This window comes from Bradyrhizobium sp. LeoA1Lang, from assembly GCF_055413685.1.
In genome coordinates this window covers 1-19,902 of record NZ_JBVAPG010000031.1, presented here as the reverse complement: position 1 = coordinate 19,902, position 19,902 = coordinate 1, and the positions used below count along the sequence as shown (strand labels likewise).

Annotated in this window: 18 protein-coding genes and 2 pseudogenes; 14 read left to right on the top strand and 6 right to left on the bottom strand. The window is 61.0% G+C overall.

What is annotated here, in order from left to right; all coding sequences use genetic code 11:
- Positions 1 to 26: 26 nt before the first annotated feature.
- Entirely contained in the window at positions 27 to 1,679 is a 1,653-nt protein-coding gene (locus tag ACZYOF_RS13450; RefSeq protein WP_463716049.1) for a fatty acid--CoA ligase, read from the bottom strand.
- Positions 1,680 to 1,950: 271 nt separating this feature from the next.
- Here ACZYOF_RS13450 and ACZYOF_RS13445 point away from each other — a divergent pair, with 271 nt between their 5' ends.
- Genes ACZYOF_RS13445 through ccoS form a run of 9 tightly spaced genes read left to right on the top strand, consistent with a single transcriptional unit; the run spans position 1,951 to position 9,139 of the window.
- Positions 1,951 to 2,211: a hypothetical protein gene (locus ACZYOF_RS13445; protein ID WP_463716048.1), complete on the top strand. Its 261-nt coding sequence runs from the start codon at positions 1,951 to 1,953 to the stop codon at positions 2,209 to 2,211.
- Positions 2,208 to 3,863: a cytochrome-c oxidase, cbb3-type subunit I gene (gene ccoN / locus ACZYOF_RS13440; RefSeq protein WP_463716047.1), complete on the top strand. Its 1,656-nt coding sequence runs from the start codon at positions 2,208 to 2,210 to the stop codon at positions 3,861 to 3,863. Before ACZYOF_RS13445 ends, ccoN begins: the two co-directional genes overlap by 4 nt.
- 6 nt (positions 3,864 to 3,869) lie before the next feature.
- Positions 3,870 to 4,613, top strand: coding sequence for a cytochrome-c oxidase, cbb3-type subunit II (gene ccoO, locus ACZYOF_RS13435; protein WP_282527469.1), 744 nt, complete (start codon positions 3,870 to 3,872; stop codon positions 4,611 to 4,613).
- Positions 4,610 to 4,780, top strand: coding sequence for a cbb3-type cytochrome c oxidase subunit 3 (locus tag ACZYOF_RS13430; RefSeq protein WP_130577820.1), 171 nt, complete (start codon positions 4,610 to 4,612; stop codon positions 4,778 to 4,780). The genes ccoO and ACZYOF_RS13430 overlap by 4 nt, the downstream gene beginning before the upstream one ends.
- Positions 4,771 to 5,655: a cytochrome-c oxidase, cbb3-type subunit III gene (ccoP, locus tag ACZYOF_RS13425; protein ID WP_463716046.1), complete on the top strand. Its 885-nt coding sequence runs from the start codon at positions 4,771 to 4,773 to the stop codon at positions 5,653 to 5,655. Before ACZYOF_RS13430 ends, ccoP begins: the two co-directional genes overlap by 10 nt.
- Complete coding sequence (locus ACZYOF_RS13420) at positions 5,652 to 5,906, top strand: hypothetical protein (protein ID WP_130577819.1); 255 nt, start codon at positions 5,652 to 5,654, stop codon at positions 5,904 to 5,906. Before ccoP ends, ACZYOF_RS13420 begins: the two co-directional genes overlap by 4 nt.
- The gene (locus tag ACZYOF_RS13415) at positions 5,903 to 6,697 is read left to right on the top strand and encodes a DUF2189 domain-containing protein (RefSeq protein WP_463716045.1); all 795 of its coding nucleotides are present in this window, start codon (positions 5,903 to 5,905) and stop codon (positions 6,695 to 6,697) included. Before ACZYOF_RS13420 ends, ACZYOF_RS13415 begins: the two co-directional genes overlap by 4 nt.
- Positions 6,698 to 6,725: 28 nt before the next feature.
- The gene (locus ACZYOF_RS13410) at positions 6,726 to 8,987 is read left to right on the top strand and encodes a heavy metal translocating P-type ATPase (RefSeq protein ID WP_463716044.1); all 2,262 of its coding nucleotides are present in this window, start codon (positions 6,726 to 6,728) and stop codon (positions 8,985 to 8,987) included.
- A complete protein-coding gene (gene ccoS / locus ACZYOF_RS13405; RefSeq protein WP_130577816.1) occupies positions 8,984 to 9,139 on the top strand; it encodes a cbb3-type cytochrome oxidase assembly protein CcoS in 156 nt (51 codons plus the stop codon). The genes ACZYOF_RS13410 and ccoS overlap by 4 nt, the downstream gene beginning before the upstream one ends.
- Positions 9,140 to 9,254: 115 nt before the next feature.
- Here ccoS and ACZYOF_RS13400 read toward each other — a convergent pair.
- Positions 9,255 to 9,593: pseudogene (locus ACZYOF_RS13400) on the bottom strand (efflux RND transporter permease subunit); the annotation flags it as partial.
- Here ACZYOF_RS13400 and ACZYOF_RS13395 point away from each other — a divergent pair.
- The gene (locus ACZYOF_RS13395; protein ID WP_463716043.1) at positions 9,588 to 10,217 is read left to right on the top strand and encodes a TolC family protein; all 630 of its coding nucleotides are present in this window, start codon (positions 9,588 to 9,590) and stop codon (positions 10,215 to 10,217) included. The pseudogene ACZYOF_RS13400 and the gene ACZYOF_RS13395 overlap by 6 nt on opposite strands.
- A 906-nt stretch (positions 10,218 to 11,123) precedes the next feature.
- Positions 11,124 to 12,176, top strand: coding sequence for an MBL fold metallo-hydrolase (locus tag ACZYOF_RS13390; RefSeq protein ID WP_463716042.1), 1,053 nt, complete (start codon positions 11,124 to 11,126; stop codon positions 12,174 to 12,176).
- 376 nt (positions 12,177 to 12,552) lie between these two features.
- On the opposite strand, the gene ACZYOF_RS13385 is transcribed toward ACZYOF_RS13390, so the two are convergent.
- The 4 genes and pseudogenes from ACZYOF_RS13385 to ACZYOF_RS13370 all read right to left on the bottom strand — a co-directional run bounded on the left by ACZYOF_RS13385 (position 12,553) and on the right by ACZYOF_RS13370 (position 15,358).
- Positions 12,553 to 13,152, bottom strand: coding sequence for a HoxN/HupN/NixA family nickel/cobalt transporter (locus ACZYOF_RS13385; protein ID WP_245475776.1), 600 nt, complete (start codon positions 13,150 to 13,152; stop codon positions 12,553 to 12,555).
- 217 nt (positions 13,153 to 13,369) lie between these two features.
- A pseudogene (locus ACZYOF_RS13380) lies at positions 13,370 to 13,597 on the bottom strand (DUF1007 family protein); the annotation flags it as partial.
- Positions 13,598 to 14,162: 565 nt separating this feature from the next.
- A complete protein-coding gene (locus tag ACZYOF_RS13375; protein ID WP_130577811.1) occupies positions 14,163 to 14,375 on the bottom strand; it encodes a hypothetical protein in 213 nt (70 codons plus the stop codon).
- Between the two features lie 11 nt (positions 14,376 to 14,386).
- Complete coding sequence (locus ACZYOF_RS13370) at positions 14,387 to 15,358, bottom strand: CobW family GTP-binding protein (protein ID WP_130577847.1); 972 nt, start codon at positions 15,356 to 15,358, stop codon at positions 14,387 to 14,389.
- Between the two features lie 306 nt (positions 15,359 to 15,664).
- On the opposite strand from ACZYOF_RS13370, the gene ACZYOF_RS13365 reads away from it, so the two are divergent.
- The 3 genes from ACZYOF_RS13365 to ACZYOF_RS13355 all read left to right on the top strand — a co-directional run.
- Entirely contained in the window at positions 15,665 to 16,660 is a 996-nt protein-coding gene (locus tag ACZYOF_RS13365; protein ID WP_463716041.1) for a hypothetical protein, read from the top strand.
- Positions 16,661 to 16,991: 331 nt separating this feature from the next.
- Positions 16,992 to 17,420: a DUF2946 family protein gene (locus tag ACZYOF_RS13360; protein WP_394567286.1), complete on the top strand. Its 429-nt coding sequence runs from the start codon at positions 16,992 to 16,994 to the stop codon at positions 17,418 to 17,420.
- Between the two features lie 124 nt (positions 17,421 to 17,544).
- Positions 17,545 to 19,902: TonB-dependent receptor (locus ACZYOF_RS13355; protein ID WP_463716040.1), on the top strand; the 2,358-nt coding region annotated here is incomplete at its 3' end.

The following is a 19,902-nucleotide window of genomic DNA, read 5'->3' as shown; positions in this document are numbered from 1 at the left end:
TCGATGCGCTGATGGATGCCGAGCGGTTACATGTCGCCGTACTTCTCGCGCAGCACCTTCTTGTCGATCTTGCCGACACTCGTCTTGGGAATGCTGTTGATGAAAAGGATCTTCTCGGGGATTCCATATTTCGAGATGACGCCCCTGTCGGCGAACACCTTCAGGTGGGCCTTCACGGCAACATCCGTCGCCCCGCCTGCACCGGTTGTTTCCTTCACCACCAGCGCCAGCGGCCGCTCACCCCAGCGGTCATCCTTGACGCCGATCACGGCGGCCTCCAAGACGCCGGGACACTGCGTGATCAAGTCTTCGATCTGCAGAGACGACACCCATTCACCGCCGGTCTTGATGACGTCCTTGAGGCGGTCGGTGATGTGCACATAGCCACCGGGGCTCACCACGGCGATGTCGTTGGTATGCAGATAGCCACCGGCCCAAAGCTGCTCGGAACCTTCGGGATTGTCGAAATAGCCCTGCGTCAGCCAGGGAGAGCGGAGCACGATCTCTCCCGCCGACTTCCCGTCATGGGGGACATCCTTCATGTCCTCATCGACGATACGAAGGTTGACCAGCGGCGCCGCCATTCCCGCCTTGGTCCGGAACTCTATCTCCTGGTCCGGATCGCCGCTGAGGTCTCTCGACATGACGTGAGCCACCGCGGCAATCGGGCCGGTCTCGGACATGCCGTAGCCGGCAAAGATATCGACCCCCGCGGCCATAGCCTGTTTGGCCAATGCCTTCGGCAAGGCCGAGCCGCCCACGACCATCTTCAGGCCCGCAAGATCGGTCTTCGCCGCCGCTGCGGCGTTGAGCAGCATTTGCAGGATCGTGGGGACGCCATGGGTGAAGGTAACGCCTTCGCTCTTGATCAGCTTCAGCAGCATCGCCGGATCATAACGTCCGGGATAGACCTGCTTGACGCCCGCAACCGTCGCCGCCCAGGGGAAGCCCCAGGCATGGACGTGGAACATCGGTGTCATGGGCATGTAGACATCGTCGCGCGAGAACCGGCCTTGCCGGGTCGCCATGCCAAAGAACGCGAGTTCGCAGAGCGAATGCAGCACAAGCTGCCGATGGCTGTAATAGACCCCCTTCGGCAAGCCGGTCGTGCCGGTCGTGTAGAAGGTGGTCGCCTGGGTGTTCTCGTCGAAATCCGGAAAATCGTAGTCCGGCAAGGTCGCAGCCAACAGGTCCTCATATTCCCCGACAAAGGTAAGGCTCCCTGTTTCCGGCGCGCGCCGGTCCGACATCACGACCAGCGTCTTGACCTTCGGCAACTGCGGCATCAGGCCTTCGAGGAGGCCGACGAAGTCGTCATTGACGAGGAGCGTCGAGGCGCCGGCGTGATTGATCGTATAGGCAACCTGTTCAGGCGAGAGGCGGACGTTGACCGTCTGCAGCACCGCCCCCATCATCGGGATCGCAAAGAAGGCTTCGAGGAAACGGTTGCTGTCCCAGTCAAGAACGCCGACCGTATCGCCGGGCTTGACGCCTAGCTTGCTCAGGGCCGAGGCGAGCCGGCTGACCCGCTCGCCGACCTGTCGATAGGTGAGACGTCTTCGGTCGCAATAAACGATCTCCTGATCCGGCGACTGCAGTAGCGGCGTGTGCAATAACTGCTTGAAGATGAGCGGATATTGATAGGCGGATTTAGCGACCTGAATCAGCCTTCCGACCATGGCGGCCTCCCTCGAACTTGTTTCTCCCTTCGGCCCTTGCGACGTCCGCTCTTTCGATCGCGCGGATCGCCGGGTCTACCGTTTGCTGCGCGACCGTCCACGCACGATATTGGCCTGAAGCGTCGCGTGACGCTCGGCATTTGTGAAGGTCCGAAACGGCCATCGACCGGGTCTGAACCGGACAGTCTGCCGTTATCTCCGGCAGAGGTCTTTACCGATCTTGCTCCCTTTGCGGGACGACCGCCAGCGTCGTCCTCCCGATAATCCATTTTTGCTGCTACGCACCAACAACGCCGAACCCACACGGTTTGGGCTCTCCGAAGAGCCGCTTGCCGCGATCGATTTCAAGGAGAAAGGAGGATTTGCGGCTTGGACCATCGAGCCAAATGTGCACGCGGTCACCGATCCAAAGCTCGGCAGAACGCAGCAAAGACGTTCTCGAATCGGCAAGCGGCTTCGCGAAACCGGCGGTCACGTCAGCCAAATTCGTGGCGCATCTTCCTCAAGAACTGCGCGGGGGCAGCCGCCATGATCGCCCAGCTTACCTTAATCGAACGGCAGTACGCGATCATGATCAGCGCGGCCGTGGCGGTCTGTGGCGCCCTGATGATCCTGGTCGGACGCGATGACGCGATGGGCATTCACGGCGCCCTTGTTTTCCTTGCGGGCATTCTCACGATCTTTCGCATCGGCGAAAGCTACTTCGCGCCGGCGCCATCCGACGAGCGGCTTGCGCACTACTACGATGATCCCAGCAAGGTCGCCATCGTCCTTGCGATGATCTGGGCCGTGGTTGGGCTTGCGGTCGGCGACTGGGTTGCCTGGCAGCTTGTCGAGCCCGACCTGACGTTTGGGGTCGCCTGGTCGAGCTTTGGCCGGCTGCGGCCGGTCCACACCACGTCCGTGATCTTCGGCTTCGGCGGCAACGCGCTGATCGCGACGTCGTTCTACGTGCTGCAGCGCACCTCACGCGCCCGCCTCCCGGACCAGGTGAGCCCGTGGTTCGTGGTGTACGGCTACAACCTGTTCTGCCTGCTCGCCGTCACCGGCTACATGATGGGTATCACCCAGTCCAAGGAATACGCCGAGCCTGAATGGTACACCGACCTTTGGCTGGTAGTGGTGTGGGTCGTGTACTTCCTGGTCTACTTGCGCACGCTGGCGCGGCGCAAGGAGCCGCACATCTACGTCTCCAACTGGTACTACATGGCGTTCATCCTGGTGGTGGCGATCCTGCACATCGTCAACAATCTGGCTGTTCCGGTCTCGCTCGGCCACGCCAAGAGCTACTCGGCTTTTTCGGGTGTTCAGGACGCCATGACGCAATGGTGGTACGGACACAACGCCGTCGCGTTCTTCCTTACCGCCGGCTTCCTCGGCATGATGTACTACTTCCTCCCGATGCGGGCGGGTCGTCCGATCTTCTCCTACCGGATGTCCATCATCAGCTTCTGGGGCATCACATTCTTCTACATGTGGGCCGGATCGCATCACCTGCACTACACTGCGCTGCCGCAGTGGGTGCAGACGCTCGGCATGACCTTTTCGCTGATGCTCCTCATCCCCTCATGGGCGTCCGCCGGCAACGTGCTGCTGACGCTGAACGGCGCCTGGGACAAGGTGCGCGACGACGCCACGCTGCGCTTCATGATGGTGGCGGGAGTGTTCTACGGCCTCACCACCCTCGAAGGATCGTTCATGGCGATCCGCTCGGTGAATTCGCTCTCGCACTACACCGACTGGACCATCGGCCATGTCCACGCCGGCGCGCTTGGCTGGGTCGCGATGATCACCTTCGGATCGATCTATGCCACGGTACCCTGGCTCTGGAAACGCGAGCAGATGTATTCGCCAAAGCTCGTCGAAGCGCATTTCTGGCTCGCGCTGGCCGGGACCGTCATCTACGTGTTCGCGATGTGGAATTCGGGCATCGTCCAGGGACTGATGTGGCGGACCTACAATGAGAGCGGCACGCTCGCCTTTTCCTTCATCGACACGCTGGTCGCTATGCATCCGTACTACATCGCGCGCGCGGTCGGCGGCCTGTTGTTCCTGATCGGCGGCTGCGTCGGCGCCTACAACATCTGGATGACCATCAAGGTGCCCAGCGCGGTGACGGACCTGGCCGCCGACATTCCGCAACCGGCCGTGGTCGGCGGCGGCGCCCTGCGGGCCGCGGAGTGAAACGCCATGTCGTTCTTCGGATTGCATTACCGGCTGGAAAGCAAGGCGATCGGTCTGACGCTCGGTATCATCGTCGTCGCGAGCATCGGCGGTCTGGTCGAGATTGCGCCGCTCTTCACCATTCACCAGACCGTGGAAGACGCTCCCGACATGCGGCTCTACACGCCGCTCGAGCTCGCCGGCCGCAATATCTACATCCGCGAAGGCTGCTACGCCTGCCATTCGCAGATGATCCGCACGCTTCGTGACGAGGTCGACCGCTACGGCCCGTATTCGCTCGCGGTCGAATCCAAGTACGACCATCCGATGTTGTGGGGTTCGAAGCGCACCGGGCCGGACTTGGCGCGGGTCGGAGAGAAATATTCCGACCAGTGGCACGTCGCTCACCTCAACAATCCGCGCGACGTGGTGCCGGTCTCGGTGATGCCGGCCTACGGATGGTTGCTCATGACCGAACTGCGCATTGACGATCTCGGCCTTCACCTGAAAGCCCAGCGCGCGGTCGGCGTACCCTACACCGAAGAGATGATCGCCAATGCCGCGCTTGACGCCTACGCGCAGTCCAATCCGGATTCGCCGTTAGCGGACGGCGTGACCAAGCGGTACGGCAAGGCCACCACGATGCGCGCATTCGACGGCCGACCCAGCTACCTGACCGAAATGGACGCGCTCGTTGCCTATCTTCAGGTCCTCGGCCGGCTGACTGACGCTGCGCATAAATCGGTTGCACAAGCAGGGGCAGGCCAATGATCGTCGAACATGCATTGCTCGTCGGCATCTCAAAATCGTTCGGGCTGTTCTACCTGATCGCGCTGTCAGTCGCGGTGGTGATTTATGCGATGTGGCCGTCGAACAAGAAGCGTTTCGATGATGCCGCGCAATCCATCTTTCGCGATGAGGCGGGACCATGGCGGTAGAGCAACCAGATCGCGACAGCTATACTGGCTATCTCACGACCGGCCATGAATGGAACGGCTTGAGGGAGTTGAACACGCCGGTCCCGCGCGTGCTCTATTTCTTCCTGAGTTTGGCTTTCCTGTTCTCGGTCGGCTACTGGGTGCTGATGCCGGCCTGGCCGCTCGGCGTGACCTACACCAAGGGGCTGCTCGGCATCGATCAGCGAAAGCTTGTCGCAGCCTCCTTGCAGGAGGCCGCGGTCGAACGCAGCGTCTGGACGAAGAGGATCGAGACTGAGGATTTTGCGGCGATCCAGTCCGATCCGCCTCTGATGGAGATCGTACGGGGCACCGGTCGCGCCCTCTTCGGCAACAATTGCGCCGTATGCCACGGCGTTGACGCCAAGGGAGGCCCGGGCTTTCCGAACCTGACGACGAGCTCTTGGTTATGGGGCGACAAGCCCGAAGATATCTTCAATACCATTCGCGTCGGCATCAACTCGGCTCACCCCGACACACATGTCTCGCAAATGCCGGCCTTCGGCCGCGATCAGATGCTGCCTCGCCAGGACGTCGTCAATGTGGTCGGCTTTGTCTATTTCTTGTCGCATCCAGGCGCGAAGGACGTCGATCCCGCCAAGGTAGAGGCTGGCAAAGCGATCTTCTCCGCCAATTGCGTCGCCTGTCACGGTCCTGATGCCAAGGGCAATCCGGAGGTCGGCGCGCCCAACCTGACCGACAGTTTCTGGATCTATGGCGGCGATTTCGAAACCATCCATAGCACGGTCTGGGGCGGCCGCCAGGGACACATGCCGACCTGGGAAAACCGATTGTCCAAACTCGATCGCAAGATCCTGACGCTCTACCTCGTCGACAAGAGGATGGCTGGCCAATGAACGAACTCGCCATCGACCGACGCAGTGCCAGCAGGGCGAACATCTGCGTGTGGGTTGTAGTCGTGTGCGGCGTGATCGCCGTCCTGGCCGCCAACACCCACCTCATCTATGTCGCATCGACCTCGCAGCCGGCCTGCGTCAGCCATCTCCGTCAGGGCGACGCCCGTGATGCGCCCGACCTGTACTACGCGGCCAAATCGTCCTGCTCGCCGCCCGCCATCCGCACATCTGCAGAAGGACACGAGCGATGACGATGCTTCCTTCGGTCGCGCCGCCGCTCTCGACGGCCAACCAATGGGTCCGACCATTGACGACGGCCGATCCTTTCAAATGGTTGGCACAAGGCTGGCGGGATTTCGTGACGCAGATGCCGCTGAGCCTGGCCTATGGGGTGATCATTCTTGCGATCTCGGTCGGGCTGGTGGCGGGCCTGGTTGCCCTCAAGCGCGACTACATCCTGTTTCCGCTCTTGGCGGGCTTCATGGTGATCGGCCCGATCTTGGCCGTCGGGCTCTACGAGAAGAGTCGCCGGATCGAAGAAGGCCTGCCGCTACGTTGGCAAAACATCTTCTTCGTCAGGCCGCGTTCCGGCGGTCAGATCCTGTTCACCGGCGTATTGCTCTGCCTGTTGATGATCGTGTGGATCCGTGCGGCCGTGCTGATCTATGCCCTGTTCTTCGGCATGGTGGCATTTCCGGGCCTCGATCGCATCGCGTCGATGCTGTTCACCACCGGCATCGGCTGGGCGATGCTGATCGTCGGTACCGCCGTCGGCGGCCTGTTCGCGGCGTTCTCCTTCGCGATCAGCGCCTTTTCGATTCCGATGCTGCTCGACCAGCGCATCGATGCGTTCACCGCGATGGGCTCCAGCATGGCGCTGGTCTGGAACAATTTGCGGGTCCTCTTGATCTGGGCGGCCATCGTGCTTGCTTTGTTTCTGGCAAGCCTTGCCACAGGCATGCTGGGGCTCGTCGTGATCTATCCGCTGCTCGGTCACGCCACCTGGCACGCCTATCGCGCCGCGCAACCGGAAACGGAGTGACTTCCCGCGGAACGACGGAGCCGATCCCATGAGTTGCTGCGCACCCGGCGCTGAACTCTATCTGCATCAGGTCATAACCCCGGATGACGAGATCCTGCTCGCGAGCCAGGCGGTCCACGACGGGCTGCGTCAGACCGACTTGTCGGTGCCCGAAATCCATTGCGGCGGATGCCTGCAGCAGATCGAGGTGGCGCTCAGCAAGCTCGAGGGCGTAGCGAAAGCGCGGGCCAATCTGTCGACACGGCGGGTCACCGTCCTTTGGCGCGGAGACTCCCCTCCACCAATCATACGGGCGCTGAACGCCATCGGCTATAAGGCTCACGTCCACGATGTCGGCGCTGGCAAAAAGGACGCGGTGTTGGTCCACCTGCTGCGCGCGCTGGCGGTCACAGGCTTCGCCTCCAGCAACATCATGCTCCTGTCGGTATCGGTCTGGGCTGGCGCGGAAGCGCAAACTCGCGATCTCTTCCACTGGATTTCGGCGTTGATCGCCTTTCCGACGCTCATCTATTCCGGCCGGATTTTCTTCCGCTCGGCCTGGCGCAGCCTGAAGCAGGGCCGGACCAATATGGACGTCCCGATCTCGATCGGCGTCCTGCTCACCTTCGCTATGAGCCTGTACGAAACCATCCATCATGGTCCCTACGCTTATTTCGACGCTGCGGTGTCGCTTCTGTTCTTCCTTCTGATCGGCCGGACGCTGGACTATGTGATGCGAGAGCGGGCGCGGCAGGCGGTCGGCGGACTGGCGCGTTTGTCGGCGCGCGGCGCACTGGTTTTGCGACCGGACGGCACGCAAGCCTATCTGGCGATCGAGCAGATTGTGCCGGGAATGACGATCCTGCTCGCCGCCGGCGAACGCGTCCCCGTCAATGCACGCGTGATCAAGGGTACGTCCGAGCTCGACTACTCCCTGGTGTCGGGCGAGAGCGCGCCGCAGCCCGCGGCCGAAGGCACAGAACTGCAGGCCGGCATCCTCAATCTGATCGGGCCGCTGACCATCGTCGCGACCGCGACGATGGATCAGTCGTTCCTCGCCGAGATGAAGCGGATGATGGAAGCGGCGGAAACCGGCCGATCGGCCTATCGCCGGATCGCCGACCGCGCCGCGCAACTCTATGCGCCGCTCGTTCACTCCGTCGCGTTTCTGACGTTCCTTGGCTGGATGATCGCCTCCGGCGACGCCCACCGCGCTATCGCCATCGCGATCGCCGTCTTGATTATCACCTGCCCCTGCGCGCTTGGCCTTGCTGTTCCGATGGTCCATGTCGTTGCCGCCCGGCGGCTGTTCGACAAGGGCATCATGATCAAGGACGGCAGTGCGCTGGAAAAGCTTGCCGACGTCGACGTTGTGGTCTTCGACAAGACGGGGACGTTGACCGCCGGCCAGCCACGGCTCACGACACAGGGCGACACTGCACCCGATAGGCTCGCCCTGGCCGCCGCGCTCGCCATGCACTCTCGCCATCCCTATTCGCAGGCGTTGGCCGCCCTAGGGAACGATCGCCGACAGATCACCTTCGATGCGGTGTCAGAGCATCCGGGCTTCGGTCTCGAAGCGCGGCGCGGTACCGATGTCTACCGATTGGGACGGCCGCAGTGGGCAGTTGCGGACAGACCTTCCTGCGAGAGACACCACGACGCAGCCATCGCGCTGGCGATCAACGGTAAAGGCATGACCTATTTCTGCCTCGACGACACATTGCGCCCTGGCGCAGAAGAAACTGTCGCCGAACTGAGGAAATCAGGAGCTTTTGTGGAAATCCTGTCTGGCGACAGGGACCAGCGCGTACGAGGAATCGCCAAGCGGCTGGGCCTGACCTGGACCGCTGATGCCCGACCGGAAGACAAGATCCAGCACATTTCAGCACTGAAGCAGGCCGGCAACAAGGTACTGATGGTCGGCGACGGTCTGAACGACGCGCCCGCGCTGCGGGCGGCCGACGTCTCGATGGCGCCAGCGTCGGCGTCAGATATCGGCCGCAACGCCGCCGACCTCGTGTTCCTGCGCGACAGCCTTCAGTCCGTCCCGCAGGCGATCGCGATTTCCCGCGCGACCGGTGCGCTGGTTCGGCAAAATTTCATACTTGCGATCGCCTATAACATCGTGGCGATCCCGCTCGCCGTGTTCGGCGGAGTTACGCCGCTGCTGGCGGCCGTCGCAATGTCGCTGTCATCAGTCACGGTCGTGGCCAATGCGTTGCGTCTCGATGTCCGGGTGTCGAAACGACGCGAGCGAAGAGACATCCGCCGCCCGGAAGCGCCTTTCATACTCGGGGCATTGAAATGATCGACTTCTTCTTTCTCGTGCCGATCGCCATTGGTCTCGGTCTCGCTGGTCTCGCCTCCTTCATGTGGACGCTGAAGAGCGGCCAATATGACGACCTCGAAGGCGCAGCCCAGCGCATCCTGTTCGAGGGACATGAAGGGCCTGAACGTTAGCGGCCACAGTCGCTTGCGTAAGTAAATCGAGGCGACCGCCGGAAAAGCTTACGCGCTGTTGCAGATTGAGCGCCGCCTGAGTGAGCGCGAAGTAATAGTCGACCCCATAGTCGAATACGACGCGAACGAACGACAAGCCATAAAACGAATTTGAGCGGATGACATTGACGCCGGGAGTCGCGGAGAGGCCGACCTCCATCGGGATGGTGTAGTAGCGTTCCATCTCCTCGGCCGACAGGCCCGGTGCCTGTGCGGTAATTTCGAGGATCACGGGCGCCGGATTGGGGTAGGCTTCGATGTTCAGCTTGGTGTAGGCGAACAGCCCCGCGCCGATGAACACCAACAGGCCGAGCAGAACGATCGGGCGGCGCGTCAAGCCGAATGCAAGTATTCCTCTCAGCACCGACGTCCCTCTCAATCTCTCTGCGTTCGCGCGGCGGAAGAACAATTGCATTCGGCGGGCGCCCTTGTCGGCGTCGCGATCGCCAACATGCTCCCGAATTTCATGATCAACGGGACCCGCGGCTACACGTCGCTGGAACTCGCCAACCTGATCTCCCCCGCCAATTTGTTCTGGACGGTGGGCGCAAATGCTGCGCACACCATCTTCGACGGATTCACGTTGCTTCACGAACAGCGTGCGGCGCAAGCTACTTTCGAGCAGGCGGCGTGGACCTATCGTACCACGGTCGTCGGAGCTCTGCAGAATGTCGCCGATGCTCCGCACGCCTCGCGAAACGATGCCGATGCACTCAAGGCCGCGCGCGATTTCGAGCGCGCCGCCAAGATCAGCTTCGATCTGGCGCGCCAGCGAATGGAAACGGGCGATGCCAATGTCCTTGTGCTCCTCACCGCGCAGACGACCTATTTGCAGGCGCTGATCCAGGTGGTCCAAGCAGGAGCAAACCGTCTGTCAGACACAGCAGCCCTCTATGTGGCGCTGGGTGGCGGATGGTGGAACCGCGAAGGCCCGCCAGCATTTGAGCAAAAGTTTGATACGGCGACGGCGACGACCCAACCAATTGGAAGCGAGCAGAAGCAGGGTTTCTGGCCGGGGTTCGGACCCCCACCGCCGTGACACGACCTTTGTGAGCGGCCGGGGGGTCTAGTCAGTGGAGCGCTACCGTCTTTCCCCACACCAACCGAACCTACGATACCTTATCCAATCTTCTGCATGACGGTTCGTGAGCCCAGAGCGAGTTCGGCTTTACGCTCTGAAGGCGAATGTTGAAAGGTCGTGAATCTCACTATCGGCAAAAGCCAACAAAATCGCGGAATTCGAAAAGGGGGTATCTTGTCAGCGTAGAACCGTTGCCCTCCGAAGGCAAAGGTCACACGCTCTAATCGTGTCGGGTGCGCCAATTTCCTCTATTTTTACAGCGCGATATGCGCGCGCGAACCGAAACTCCAGCTTCGCCACGTTCGAGCCAGTAAGCAGATGTGAAGGAAAATCGTCGGCAAGTTCAGATAGCTTGGCAGCTGACGACGTCAGTCGGAAGTTCGCCAGTCTAAGCCCAGCGATCGTTTCGATAAGCGGTCGGAGTAGCGCTCGCAGGCCGCCGCTCACGCTCGTCCGAGTTGGACACGGCGACACGACAAGATCCGCATGTTCTTGAGTTCTAACGCGCGCATTACGACCTTGCGCGGCTCCGTGCGATTGCATCTCGCTATCCTGATTGGTGACTGTCTATTTGCAGCAAGTCGAAACTGCGCTTGGCCTCGCCGAGGCAGAATGAGACTCGCCACGGTGGCAAGCGCGGGATAGGATGCCCCTAATCCTCGGTGTGCGGGCTGCCAGACGCTGGTGTGTTCGGCACCCCAACGCCTCCGCCCTGGAGTGCGTTTCCACGTGACGCCTTGCGGCAGCAGAGGTCACGCAGGGGAGGATTTGATCATGTTAATTTGCCAGTGCAATGCGATTCATCGACGCGACGTGGTGTGCGGTGGCGGTGCTGTCCTGTTCAGCGCTATTGTGGCGACGTTGATGGGCGGCGCGAAGCCAGTGCGCGCGGAAACGATTGCCGGCAAGGTGCCCGAGATTGACCGTGTGGCGGTATGCGTGGTGGTCGACAGCTATCAATTCGCTGTCGCGCCGAGCCGGAAGGTTTCTGATGTCGAGATCGAACACTTCGGCTGGGGCATCGGCGGTGGCAAGCCGCCGGGCAAAACGCTGATCAGTGAGTTCGGACTGTCGATGCACGTCGAGTCGCAGCGCGGCACTGAAACACGAAATGTCCTGATGGATTTCGGCTTCACACCGGACGCGCTGGTCAACAACGCCAATCTCGTAGGCATCGATCCGGCCGCGCTTGACGCCCTTGTCTTGAGCCACGGTCATTACGATCATTTTGGCGGCCTCGCCGGCTTTTTACGGCAAAACAACAGCAAGCTGAAAGCCAAGCTGCCGATTTACGTCGGCGGCGAGGAGGCATTCTGCTCGCGCGAATGGACAGCTCCGCCGGTACGCGGCGACTTCGGAGCCTTGGATCGCAAGGCACTGGAAGACGCCAATGTTGCGGTCACATACGCAGAAGAACCGGCCCTCATCGCCGACCACGGCTTCACCACCGGCCACATCGGCCAGGCGAGCTTTGAGAAATTGCTGTCGCCCAGCGCCATGAAGATCGGCGTCGACCACGGCTTTGGCTGCTATGCCGAGCGGCTTCCGGAGGACGAACGGACGAAGGCAGTCATCCCGGACCAGTTCCGGCATGAGATCGCGACAGCATTCAATCTAAAAGGCCGCGGATTGATCGTATTGACGTCCTGCAGTCATCGCGGGGTGATCAACGCGATCAAGCAGGCACAGGCGGCTTCGGGCATCAACAAGGTTTATGCCGTGATTGGCGGGTTCCACCTTGCGCCTTACAAGGAAGACTATGTGCGCGACACGATCGCTGCGCTGAAGAGCATGGAAATCGAGTACGTAATTCCACTGCACTGCACTGGTGAGCCATTCTACGAAATGGCCAAAGCCGAGATGCCGAACAAGCTGCTGCGCTCCTATACGGGGACACGCTTCATCTTCGCGGCCTGAGCAAGGAATGGCACCACGATAGCCATAGCGTCTGCGGTCCGCGAATGAATGCATTCGCTGGCCGCAGCGCATGCTTGTGCCGCTCCATCATCGTGCGGCGAAACAATAGTGCCCATCTTCATCGGCCGTGTCGCGCCAATTTGGCTTTATTTTACAGCGCGATATGCGCGTCCGCACCGAAACTGTAACTCGGCCTCACTTGCTCGAGTAAGCAATTCGATCAAATCGTCGCCCAATGTGCTCACAGGCTGGCACTTAGACCGACGCGGGGTGGATAGCAGAGGCGTCACCTCGGGGATCGGCGCGATGACGGAGACTATCATTGCGGAATGCAAGCACGCCGATGAGCGACAGCTCCAGGTTCTTGCGGCGCACTCTACCCGGTGAACATCCAGAGTCGCTCGCTGGCCATGTAACCCGCCAGGAGCAATGTCCCAAAGGCGACGATAAGTGCTGCGGCGCCGGCCTCGATCGCGCGCATCGCGAGCATGCCGGGCCCGGCCCGCGTCCGGACCATGCGCCATGCATCCATCGAGCTGCATTGGCCGCCGCGCATGGCGATCGCGCCAAGGCGCGGAGCGCCAAGCTGGAAGGTCTTGCCGCCATAACCCGAGGCGACGCTTAGGACAGACGCATCGGCCCACCTCAGTTCGCGGAAGGCGATGAGAAAACCACGGCTTTTGACGTAGAGAAGCCGCAGGCCGATCAGGATGACGAGGCCATAGCTGACGATCTCGACGACGTGGACGGCGAGGCCGATCACCTTGGCCGTCGCGCCAAGTAGAGCCGCGGCTATGGCCACGACAAGAATGGCAACAACGGATTGGATGCCAGCGGACGCGAATGACAGGACAACGCCGCGGCGCCAGGTCTCTTCATTGGCGACGAGATAGGAAGAAATGACGGCCTTGCGGTGTCCTGGGCCCACAGCATGAAAGACGCCATAGAGAAACGAGATGCCGAACAGACCCCACATCGCGGCTCCATCTTCCTTGCTCGCCCGGATGAAGCCCGACAGCGAACGGTAGAAGGCGGCCTGCTCGGCGAAAATCCAGCCGCTGACGCCCGAAGCGGAGATGCCGCTGCTGCAGGATGCGGCGCACCAAACGGCGCGCTCCAGACCGACACGATGCCGCCTGCAAATGCGATAAGGATCGCCACGAGGGCAGTGGCGGAGACGGCGCGCGGTCTGGTCATGGGCACTTCACCAGCATCTTGTTCGCGAAAGTTTCTCCGTAGGTGCTGGAGGCATCGAGCGGATCGCTATTGAGCTGAGTGAGCCGCAACTGTTCCGCCGGCTGGTGCGGCAGATCGTAAGTCAGATTGCATTGCGGCGCGCCGCTCAAGGAAACCGGCTTATCCTTGGCAAATTCGAAATCCACGAAGATCGTGGGATCGTAGACCTCAATCTGCATGACCTTTGCCGTGGCGGCCGCTTTACATGTCCTGCGGCAAAGACGGAAGGGGCGGCAAAGGCCTCAGACGGCGGGGGCGCGAGGGCCAGGAATGCCGCGTGACGCTGTTGAAACACCCGATCGGAAACTGGATTGAACGCACGATCAGTCTCAGCGAATTGCGGCAGATGCAGATTTACCGAAGCATCCGGTAATGAAGAGTTCGACAGCAGCAAGCCCGAGAAGCAGATTGGGCAATTGTCATCGTGATCGGCCAGCCGCGCCGGCAGCTGCGTTACGGCTTGCCGTGGTGGCCCAGCGTGCCTGAGGCTCTCGACATTGGTGCGGCCGAAGCCTGAAAAGGCGAGATCGTGCTTGTGGACGTGCGCGAACGACAACGCGAACTGCAGCATCAGCGCCGCCAGCGCGAGACAGGCTCCGCATGGCCGGGTGAAGGCCCGCGCCGAGATCGATTTCGCCCCTGCCAAGGAGCGGTTCCCCTTCTCGCGTTCCTAGCCAGAAACTACAGCCATCGGCCGAACGCGCAATGGCCGCGTCGTTTGGCGATCATTAATGGACGAGGAAAACATGGCTATCGAGCGGCGATGAACGGCCGGTCATACGCATTATTTCTGCTCGAGGACCCTTTCAACCCGGTCGCCTTACCCTTGCCGGCTCGGTCATTGGGCCACGCGTCAACCGCATCGGCCGGTGGAAAGATGCTCTCATATATCGCGCGGGCTTCGCGAATGAGGCGAAGCCGCTCGAGTTCGGATTTCGAAACGAATCCTACGATCTTGCCCATCTGCACTCCCTTTAGGCGTAGCAAGCCTCAAAGCCTTGCCTGAGCAGGTCCTTCGGAAGGTCACGCCCGATGAAAACAAGGCGTGTCTGGCGCGGCTCCTGCTCCTTCCAGGGACGCTGACTTCCGCCTTCAATGAGCATGTGCACGCCCTGAACGACAAACCGACGATCGTCATCCTCCATGGATGCGATGCCCTTCATGCGCAGGATGTCCGTTCCGTAGCGCTGGGTGACATCTTGAATCCAGGACACGAACCTGCCGGGCTTCATCGGTCGATCGGCGACTAGGGAGATGCTGCCGATCCCGTCGTCATGTTCGTGCTCGTGCGCTTCGGAGAGGAATGCCGGCTCGACTTCGAGAATGCGCTCGAGATTGAAGGCGTCTGGTCCCAGGACCTGGGCGAGATCGATACCACAGCGCTCCGTTCGGTGAATCTTCGCATAAGGGTTGATGTTTCTGATGCGACGTTCGACCGTTGCGAGGCCGCCCGCATCGACAAGGTCGACCTTGTTGACGAGAACGATGTCGGCGAACGCAAGTTGCTCCTGCGCTTCCGGCGCTCGGCCAATCTGTTCGAGGACATGCCTGGCATCCGCGACGGTGATGATGGCGTCGAGCTTCGTCTTGCGGCGGACATCCTCGTCGACAAAGAAGGTCTGCGCCACCGGCGCGGGATCTGCGAGCCCCGTGGTCTCGATCACAATGCCGTCGAAGCCGCGGCTGCGCCGCATCAACCCCGCGATAATGCGAATGAGGTCGCCGCGGACCGTGCAGCAGATGCAGCCGTTGTTCATCTCGAAAATCTCCTCGTCCACGTCGACGATGAGATCGTTGTCGATGCCGACCTCTCCGAATTCGTTCACGATCACCGCAAAGCGCTTGCCGTGCGTCTCGGATAGAATGCGGTTCAGCAGCGTGGTCTTCCCAGAGCCGAGATAGCCGGTCAGAACCGTGACGGGAATCTGGGGTGCAGCATCGGCCATGGTGTTGTTATCTCCTTGCGTTTCGTGGGGGCGGCGCTTTTCGCCATATCGTCGATCGCTGATCCGCGCATGGTCGGGTTCGGGCCGGGATCGAGCGGAAGGAGGCGTTAGCAACTTGATGCGAAATGCCCCCTGAGCTCATTGCGATCCGAAACGTCATGTTATAACATTACATGTGATCGGGAGAAGGCGCAAGGGACCGTGCAGTAGCTCGCTGTCCCGCCGCGAGAGCCCGCGCTAACTGTTGGATACACTGCGATGCTTGAACTTGCGTGAACAAGGATTGGAAACAGGAGAATTGATCCGGTGCGGTTACGATCCATCCTTCTGATCTTCAGCCTCTTGATCATCGTAATCGCCTTATTGGCGTCGCCGCGGTCTTTTGCCGCGCAGCAACCGTTGAACGTTCCGGCTTGGCTGAGGGCCCATGTCGGCGAAGGCGAAGGTCAAATCACAGAAGTGGTGTTGCAGAGGGCGCGTGCGCTTTACCAGCAAAAAGTGAACCAAGGCGCGGTGAAGAATCCCTGCTACTTCGCGATGGACGCGACGCGTCCCAACGATTTAGGCGAAGGCAAATTGGCGCGCCGGTTCTACGTTATCTGCGAATCCGAGCGATCGTTTCGTGCAATTTCGTCGGGTCACGGCGGCGGTCGCGATTTGAAAGGCGTCGCGGATTTCGCGAACGGAAGACGCTGCGCGAAGAACTTCGGCAACGCGATGGATTCAACTCTGACGACTGGCGGGGCCTATGTAACAGGCGAGACGACGATGTCCTTCAAAGGCTACTACCGTGTTTCGGCGAAACAAGACGCGGTTCTGATACGCTCGTTTGTTCAGTTTGATGGCGGGGGCGAGACGGCAAATGCCCGACAGCGCGAGATCGGCGGGCATCCGGCCGAGTTGTTGAGGAACGTCTGTCTTCGAAAGGATCCACGCAGTCCGTACGCAAACCGCGACGGTTACGTTCCCTTTGGAACACTAGAGGATTACGCTGGCGGCCGCAGCAACGGCTGCACCAGTTGGTCGCCATTGGACGCCGGCCAAATCATCGCGATGGTGAAGGATAATCCGACGACGCTTTACATCTATCCTGACTCTGCCGACATCGAAGCCGTCGCGCGAGCAGTTGCGGCCGGCCGGTCGCTATCCGGCGTGGGACTATATTGGAACGCCTCCTGTTTGAACGAAATCCGGGCTCCAAAATTTTGGCCAAAGGAAACCCTCGAGCCGATCCTGGCTCGATACAAGAAGGATCATCCGGCACCAGCGCAACGGCCAACGCCGATTTGCAAGGCACAGTGAAATCTTCTCGCTTGTGCCTTGTCGCTCGCACTGGCTATCCCGCAAATCTCCGGCATAACTGCGACAGCTCAAGAGGGCCCGCTGGTTTAGACGCTGGCCGGCGCAAGTACCCCGACTTCCACCTGTGAAGTTGGAAACCGATGTCGCTACGCGGGCACAGACAACACCGCTGCCAGGCTCGGGTGCCAAGTCCGCGAGATGTGATTCTTTTCCTGAGGTCGCGCTAATTAGGCGGTCCGGAGACGATCATCACCGGTCCCCGTCGAATAACTTAGGTCTTCGCCCGACGGCTGGTCGATTTTCGACCGCAAGGCCAATTTTCGACCCTTTGATGTTACGACAAGCTTGGATAAGATCGGCTTCGAGCGAAGGGCATTGCTTCCGGATGCGTTGGTTTCGGAAACATAATAGGCACGGTTCATGGCTTGCGCTGATCGCGCTCGTCATCAACCTGACGCTGGCCTTCGGTCACGTTCACGGCTTCGCCGGGAAAGTGCCCGAGCGCTCCGGCGTGCTGATTGCCGCCATAGCGGGCGCCGATGGCGGCCAGAATCGTCATAGCCCGTCAGACAGCCATCCCGACTATCTCTGTCCAATCTGCATGGCCACTGCGGTCATGGGCAACGGCCTAGCGCCAACTCCGCCAGCGCTGCTCGTGGAATTTGCTGATGCGAGGATCGATCATCCGATCGATCATTTCCGCTTCTTGCTACAACCGCCGCGGGCCGCGTTTGAATCACGCGGACCTCCGATTTCCTGACATCGCTGCTTCGATCCCGCTGGCGCCGCGCCATGGGGGCGCGCCGCGAGCCGGGGCCGAAGCTCCTTCCGTACGACGACGCTTTTGCGTCGCGGGCAGGCGTTCAGTCAGGAAACATTCCTTCATGGGCACTCCGTTTCTCTTTCGCACCTTCCGCGGCATTTTGCTGTCGGCATCGTCGCTCACGCTCGTGGTGGCATCGGGTGCAGCCGCGCTCGCCCAAGCCCCCAGCCCGGCCCCCCAGGGGACGAGTTCGACGCCGCAGCCGAGTGCCTCCCCGTCCGCGCAACCTTCGCCGCAGCCGGAAAGCTCGGCCACGCCGGCGCCCTCAGAGTCACCGGCCAATTCGCCGACCCCGCAATCAACGCCGGCCGTGCAGGCCGCGCCTCCGGGAGCCAACGTTCTGCCCGAGACCCGGGTCGCCGCGCCTGTCGAGCGGCGGCGGCCGCGAACGCCGCCGCCAAGGCAGGTCGTGCGTAATCCACCGTCGACAGCGACGGCCGTGCCAAGCGCGGAACAGGCCCAAGCTGCGGCGAATCGCCAAGTCGTCCAGCAGACCCAGACCTTCGACCAGCGGCGCGACAACGTCATCATGCCCAAGGTTGGCACGACGAACTATCAACTTAGCCAGAGGGATATCGAGAACTTCCCGCAGGGAAACGCCGCTCCGCTCAAAGATGTCGTGCTGCAATTTCCGGGTGTCTATCAGGATTCGACGAGCTCGGGCGATTTTCACGTTCGCAATGAGCATGCTAACGTTCAGTACCGGATCAATGGGATTCTGCTGCCCGATGGCGTGTCGGGCTTCTCGCAGCTTCTTGAGACCTCCTTCATCGGCAGCATAGGACTGATCACCGGCGCGCTGCCGGCCCAATATGGCCTGCATACGGCTGGCATCCTCGACATCACGACCAAGAGCGGAGCGGCGCTCTCCGGCGGCAGCGTCAGTATCTACGGCGGCAGCCGCCAGACCATTACACCGAGCTTCGAATATGGCGGGGTTGAGGGCAACACCGACTATTACGTCACCGGCCGCTATTTGAGCACCGGCCTCGGCCTCCAGAATCCCATAGCTACCCTCAACGCCATTCACGATCATTCGGAACAGGGCAGGTTCTTCGCCTATACGTCCACGGTGCTTGATCCGACGGCGCGCGTGGTCACCATTTCAGGTTTCAGCGAGACCCGTTATCAGATTCCCAACAATCCCGGACAGCCGGGTAATGTGGGAGGCTTTTGCGGCGGTCCTTTCGATCCCGCGAACCCCTGCCTCAACCCGGATGGCATCCCCAACCCGAATGCTCCCCCCTATACAGCCTTCGGCAAAAGTAGCTTCGATTCGGCCACCCTCAATGAAAATCAATATGAGAAGAACGCCTACAACGTCATTGCCTGGCAGAAGTCGGAGGGCAATTTCGATGCCCAGCTCGCGTATTATTCGCGTTATAGCGATGTTCACTTCGTTCCCGACCCGGTGGGCGATCTCTTCATCAACAATGTCGCATCCGATGTTTATCGCAGTTCCTTCCTGAACGGCGTGTCGGGCGATTTCGCGTACCGCTTGAACGATGCGCACACTCTTCGCGCCGGCTTCTACACCAACGGCGAGCAGAGCCAGATCGCAACCGTAAGCACCGTCGAGCCGCTAGACCCGAACGATCCGAGCGGCCTGACGGCGATCGACAGGCCCTTCAACATTCTCGATAGCAGCAAATTGTTTGGCTGGCAGCTCGGGGCCTACGCCCAGGACGAATGGCGGCTGACCCACGAACTCACGTTAAATTACGGCCTGCGGTTCGATCAAATCTACCAGTACGTCGACGCGAACCAGCTCAGCCCGCGCGCGAGCCTGACCTACAAGCCATGGTGGTCGACCGTCCTGCACATCGGTTACATGCGAACGTTCGAACCGCCACAACAAGTGCTTGGTCGAACGATTCCGACCCAGATCTTTAATGGCACTACCGCGGGCACCCCAATCATCACCCCCGATCAGGCGGCCGTGCTGCCCGGCCAGGTGGCCGGCTTTCCTCTCCAGAATGTCGGTGCGATCCAACCCGAACGGGCGAATGTGTACGACGCGGGCTTCACGCAGCAACTGCTGCCGCAATGTCCGACGACACCAGGCGCAACACCCTCCAAAGCGCCGGTCGCAGCCGCAAACTGTCCGACCCTCGAACTCGGCGGCAGCATCTACTACAAGACCGCCAGGGACCTCCTCGACGATGGCCAGTTCGGCCAGGCCTACGTGCTCACCGCGTTCAACTATGACAAAGCCGAGAATTACGGTGCCGAACTGAAACTAAGATTCAGGTATGGCGGCTTCTCTGCTGACACCAGTTGGGCGTGGGGGGTCGGTGCCGTCCGAAAAGCGGTTGGAATTGAAAGTGGCGTAGTCTCCGGGGTGATCAACCTCGAATCACCCGGCGTTGACGCGCCGGGCTGGAGACCACGCCATGACAAGCGTTACCACGAAGGCTTT